This is a genomic window from Synechococcus sp. MU1655 (assembly GCF_023630655.1).
Taxonomy (GTDB): domain Bacteria; phylum Cyanobacteriota; class Cyanobacteriia; order PCC-6307; family Cyanobiaceae; genus Synechococcus_C.
In genome coordinates this window covers 1-4,925 of sequence record NZ_JAKUHK010000152.1, presented here as the reverse complement: position 1 = coordinate 4,925, position 4,925 = coordinate 1, and the positions used below count along the sequence as shown (strand labels likewise).

Genomic DNA, 4,925 nt, shown 5'->3' with positions numbered 1-4,925 from the left:
ACTCAAACTTCCACGTCGTTGGCGACAACAAAGAGCACTACTCGCGCCTCAAGAGTGACTGGGAGACCACGACCATCGATCGCGAATTCGCGCCGATGGACTTGTTGCACGCTCGCGATAAGTGCCGCGTGATCGCTCTGGAAGGTCCCACAGGCACCGGCAAGACCAAAGCCGTGCAAAGGGCAGTTGACCTGATGGAGGAGCAGTTTGGCCACAAGGTTCTCCTGCTGGGCCTGTATCACCGGGCCTCGCTGACGCATAAGGGTGCCGCCGACTTCGGAGTCAGAGACCTCAGCTCACCACCCGGCACTTTCGAGCGTGAATGCGGACGGGTCCGTGATGGCTTGTTTAGTTGCTGCGAATCGATCAAGAAGAACAGGCGCGAATGGGACCTATGGCAGTGGAGCTGGGAGCTGCGAGAAAACCCACGGCCTGTCGTTCTCTTCCTCGACGAAATCACGCAAATGGCTCAGCACTTGCTGCTAGCTGGCACTCCCGGGATGCGGAACATTCGTCGTGATGCGATCAAGGCACTCGAGCGACTCATTCGAAACCCAGAGGTCACGGTCATCGCTGCTGAGGCTGGTATCGGCGACATCGAGCTGAAATGGCTGGCGGCCCTATCTGGCGTGCAACCTCATCTCATCAACACGACCTTTCGTCGTCGATCTGAGCTGGTCGTAGGAGCCGCTACTGCCGACAACATCGACAAACTCCAACAGCTCTGCGGGCTAACCCTTGATCAGAATCACCAGGTCTGGATCTCGATGGGGCAGGTCAAGACCCTGCATTCCTTCTGCAGTCCCTTCACTGACAAGTTCCTTATCCACGGGGAGAACTCCAAGAGCGAAGAGGTCGCAGCCCTGATGGCTGATACAAACACCGTCGCGTCTCAGTACCCCTTGATCGGCTATAGCCCTGCCATCGTGTCTGGCATCAGCTACGAAGCCTCCACCGTTGGGATCGCTGCCTGTGTACAGCAAGCATTTATGGGCCCGCAAGACGCCATGCAGGCTGTTGCTAGGGCTCGCCTCGCCGAGCTCCGGATCATGTTGGCGCCTGTCTCTGTACCCGGTGCCCTGATCGGAACAGGGGAAACAACAGAAGTCGGTGTACGTCGTGCCAGAGGCGAAACAATCGATCCTGAATTACGTGAGCTGTACCAAGACCATATGCGGGAAGTTGACCCAGCAACTCTGCGTTATTCGGTCGCCCTAGAAGCTAGGAATAACTACGAGGCTCTTAACAACGAACACGTTCTCCGATGTCGCCTTGAGGACCAGGGGTACAACCTCTGCCACTTCGACAAGCTAGTTAGCCAAGCCGACGTCATCGTCCCAAAAGCTGAACGGATCAAACAGACCAAACAGGCTGAGCTGGACTATCGCACCAGGCTCTTGCACGAAGTTATGACCGATCAGAAGAGCATCTCTCAAGCCGCCTCAGAGGCTGCCCGGGAGACGAAGAATGGAACTTGGATTGACCTTGCAGCTATTGACCCCAGCCACGCTTATGGCTGGTTATTGCGACTGAGGATTCAAGATCTGATCGCGGCAAAGACGTTCACTACTCAAACGTCTGAGTTCCTGGCGATGGCGACTGAAGTCCAGGTCCTCAACAAGCACGAAGCTCGGGAGCTGCGGGGTGTTCTTGGTGGCCGCATCACCATCCCCGGGCCTGACGACGAGGTGAAGCCGACGTTCGCCAAAGCACTGCTCAGGATGGCGGGGTTCACTGTCGAGAGGAAGCTCGTTCGCTCAAAGGGGACTCGGTCCTATCGCTATGAGGTGACCACCTTGGAGGTGTCACCACTTTTGTAATGGGCTCTAAGAACTATTAACCCCACAACAAAAACGGTGACACTTGCGTTCCCTCGGAGCCCAAATTTCCCTCTTACATCGCAACCCGATCTTCAAAGCTCCTTCCCCTTGCGGTCAGAACACAGCTCCTTCAGGTAACTGCTCAAGATCATGTTTGGCTTCTATTTCGACCTTCGCTTGTGTCGCCTCCGGGATCTCAAGTTCATAGCCCAGCTCCTCAGCGACCCGACTCATCGCGAAGACCATGTCGCGAACCTGTCCGACGCTTCCGGTGGAGTACAGACCCTCGTCATAAACCTCCTCAAGCATCCTGCGGATCGGTCCGCCATCCCTGAACGCAAACTCGTAGGTAGGCTCACCCTTGCCGTCTGACGTGCCCGTCACGACAATCTCGCCTCTAGCGCTGATCGTTGCTTTGTATTGCATATCGAGTCACGATCAATGCAGATCAGTGTCTTCAAATTAGCCGCTTCCTCATCTTTCAAACGGCTTGATAACCCCTCAAGTGACCTAACCAGTCACAGAACTAAGTGCAAAGGGCGAAGCTCACTTGCACATAATCTTGTCTAGTTGCACAAAAAATGAGGGACAACTCAGGGACAAGCCCTTTAAACCGATTGCTGCAACTGGTAAGAAAGCGGCAGCAGCGGCCACCATGGCCAGGTCTGGTCGTCTCGCGAGGCGCCCTCTGTTGCACTCAGATCTCCTGCCATGACTGGATTCAGCTATAGATCGGCATCACATCAACAGCACTGCTCTGCAGCCGTCTGCCTGATTGCATTGCTATCAAGACAGTGCAGCAAGTACGTCGGCAGCGATGAACCCATGCACGAAGGCGCAAAAACGATGAAGCACAAACGATGAAAGGAAAGCCTGAGGGGGCGAACTTGATGGGATCTGCAGAGGCAGCCGTCTCACAGTTGATTGATCATGGAATCGAACTCTGTTCAAAATGGAAAGAGCGCAAGACGTGCTTCAGTGTTAAAGGAAGGTTGAGAACTGTAATTGATCAGTTGGAAGGCGAGTCATGCATAACTCGATGAGATTTGTATTCAAGCAAGGCGTTTGATCAACAACCTATGCATCAGACAAGATTAAGTCCGTTCAGATCAATACTGGCAGGTATTTGTGCAATTGGTGTTGCACTTGGGATGTCTAGATTTGCCTACACGCCTCTTGTACCCGCACTGATCAGGGATGGTTGGGTCGATGTGCCCCAGGCTGGCTTTCTTGGAGGAGCCAACTGTACGGGTTACGTCGTTAGTTGTTTGATCGCAATCTTTTTTCCGCGACGCTGTGGTATTCAATCAGTGATGAGAATGGGGCTTGTATTCGCTTTGTTGGGTGTCTTGATGTCGTCCTTCAATTTTGGATTTTCATGGCTTGTTGCAGCAAGATTTATCGCTGGATTATCGGCCGCACCTCTGGTGGTTTTAACACCTTCAGTTTTAGCGTCTCAATTGCCGGAAAAACTCCAGAAGATTGGGGCTGGGTTGGCCTTCTCTGGAGCTGGTCTGTTCACTCTCTTCGTTTCATTAACGCTTCCCTTTGTTCTAACAAAAGACGTACAAATTGGCTGGTTCTATGAAGCACTCCTGATCGCCCTTGCCTCTCTCGCTGTCTGGCCACTCACGTCACGGGCATCGGAACAACCGCTCCCAGCGCCGCCTCAGTCCGCACGTTTCACGGGAAACCAGAACAAAGTGCTGATGGGTCTTGGCGTTGCCTATGCCTGTGGGGCGATCGGTATGCAGCCACCAACCTTGTTCATGACCGATTATTTGCATCGTGATTTAGGGGTTGCCATTGCAGAAGCGAGTCAGATCTTCAGTTTTCTTGGATTGGGATTCGCAGTTGGTGCAGGAAGCAGTGGATTACTGGTCACGCAATTCGGAAGCCGCGCCACATTACTGACCATGTTTTCAAGCGGTATCGCGAGTCTGATCCTTGTCTTAATCACCAAACAGACTGTTTTAATGGCTGTTGCGGCTGGCCTCTCAGGCTTCTTTGTTCTTGGGATGGTATCAGCAACCTCTCAGCGGACGATGGAATGCGTTGGTCCGGAACAACATCCCAGGGTATGGGGCAACCTGAGTCTGATCTTTGCGTTTGGGTTGAGTGTGGGAAGTCTTGGAATGTCGGCTTTTCTCAAGCGTGGAGCCACTTATACGAATTTGTTTGAGATCGCCACTGTCGCTCTCGGTGTTGGCTTGGTTGTCACTGCAGTATTGAGCTGCAAACAATTAGTGTCTGATGCCAGTTCGGCGAAAACCATCAAAGGAATTCATTGACACTTTCCCATGGCTTCTGGCCGAAGCAGAGAATACTCAGATCCTGAATTGAAGTCTGAGTTTGCTAAACGAAGACGTGGACGTCTCAGATCTTGGAGGATGAGAACTGTAGTGATGGCGCAAACATCGACAACAACCTTGATTCAGACACACTCAACACACCTCGTGACCAGGACGTTGTGCTTGCAGTTGGAATGAATGATGCCAGGCGTGAAGACCACAGCTGGCAATGCTGAGCTAGCCAAGAAACGTTCAGTGGCGGAATCCCTGTTCCAGAGTGAATAGAACTGGGTTCAATGCAGCGACTTTCTCTTTAAGAATATCAAGCTGATCTGCATTCCCATGGATTTCCAAGCGCTCAATTTCAGCGTACTGAAGCGCTTCCTGAATTACAACACCTACATTATCCAAATGGAGCAGTGCCGCATCAGCATCCACATAGCCCTCACGGCAGAAGGCCTGATGGCCCGCAAAGGAAAAGCCGTAATACAAGCAACCTTGCTCGCTGGATGTTTTGGAAATGAACTTCTTGCAAACTTTGCGGAATTGGTCGGAGCAGCCAGGCTTGATCACAAAGTAGGGATGAATCGAAACGCAATTGTCAACCACTTTAGGGCAGTCATTTAAGAGGCGTTTACACGCTACAAAATAAAGGTTTCATCCCTGTGCAATGCTCACAGCTTGTAACCGCAACTGCTAAATCAAGAGGGGTGCAAAATGGAGAAGACAATCTCTCTATTGATAATGAATAGATCAAACGGATGCATCATTCTTAAATCTATAGATCTCAGATCCATCGTCCTTAATCGATTGC

Annotated in this window: 5 protein-coding genes; 4 read left to right on the top strand and 1 reads right to left on the bottom strand. The window is 52.0% G+C overall.

Features of this window, described 5'->3' with window-relative positions:
- Nucleotides 1-1,820, top strand: a 1,820-nt coding sequence (locus tag NCN04_RS07915) for a hypothetical protein (RefSeq protein ID WP_250395726.1), incomplete at its 5' end; no start/stop codon positions are given.
- 114 nt (nt 1,821-1,934) lie between these two features.
- Here the strand turns inward: NCN04_RS07915 and NCN04_RS07910 are convergent.
- Nucleotides 1,935-2,204, bottom strand: coding sequence for a hypothetical protein (locus tag NCN04_RS07910; protein WP_250395725.1), 270 nt, complete (start codon nt 2,202-2,204; stop codon nt 1,935-1,937).
- Nucleotides 2,205-2,971: 767 nt separating this feature from the next.
- Between NCN04_RS07910 and NCN04_RS07905 the strand changes: the two genes are divergently transcribed.
- The 3 genes from NCN04_RS07905 to NCN04_RS07895 all read left to right on the top strand — a co-directional run bounded on the left by NCN04_RS07905 (nt 2,972) and on the right by NCN04_RS07895 (nt 4,738).
- Nucleotides 2,972-4,111: a YbfB/YjiJ family MFS transporter gene (locus tag NCN04_RS07905; RefSeq protein WP_250395724.1), complete on the top strand. Its 1,140-nt coding sequence runs from the start codon at nt 2,972-2,974 to the stop codon at nt 4,109-4,111.
- Nucleotides 4,112-4,203: 92 nt separating this feature from the next.
- Nucleotides 4,204-4,347, top strand: a complete 144-nt coding sequence (locus NCN04_RS07900; RefSeq protein WP_250395723.1) for a hypothetical protein — start codon at nt 4,204-4,206, stop codon at nt 4,345-4,347.
- Nucleotides 4,348-4,453: 106 nt separating this feature from the next.
- Nucleotides 4,454-4,738 carry a hypothetical protein gene (locus tag NCN04_RS07895; protein ID WP_250395722.1) on the top strand — a complete coding sequence of 95 codons (285 nt, stop codon included), beginning with the start codon at nt 4,454-4,456 and terminating at the stop codon, nt 4,736-4,738.
- Nucleotides 4,739-4,925 lie beyond the last annotated feature (187 nt).

Excerpts from the sequence above, each read along its gene's own strand:
- NCN04_RS07905 (WP_250395724.1), top strand. The coding sequence starts at position 2,972 with ATGTCTAGATTTGCCTACACGCCTCTTGTACCCGCACTGATCAGGGAT.
- NCN04_RS07895 (WP_250395722.1), top strand. The coding sequence starts at position 4,454 with ATGGATTTCCAAGCGCTCAATTTCAGCGTACTGAAGCGCTTCCTGAAT.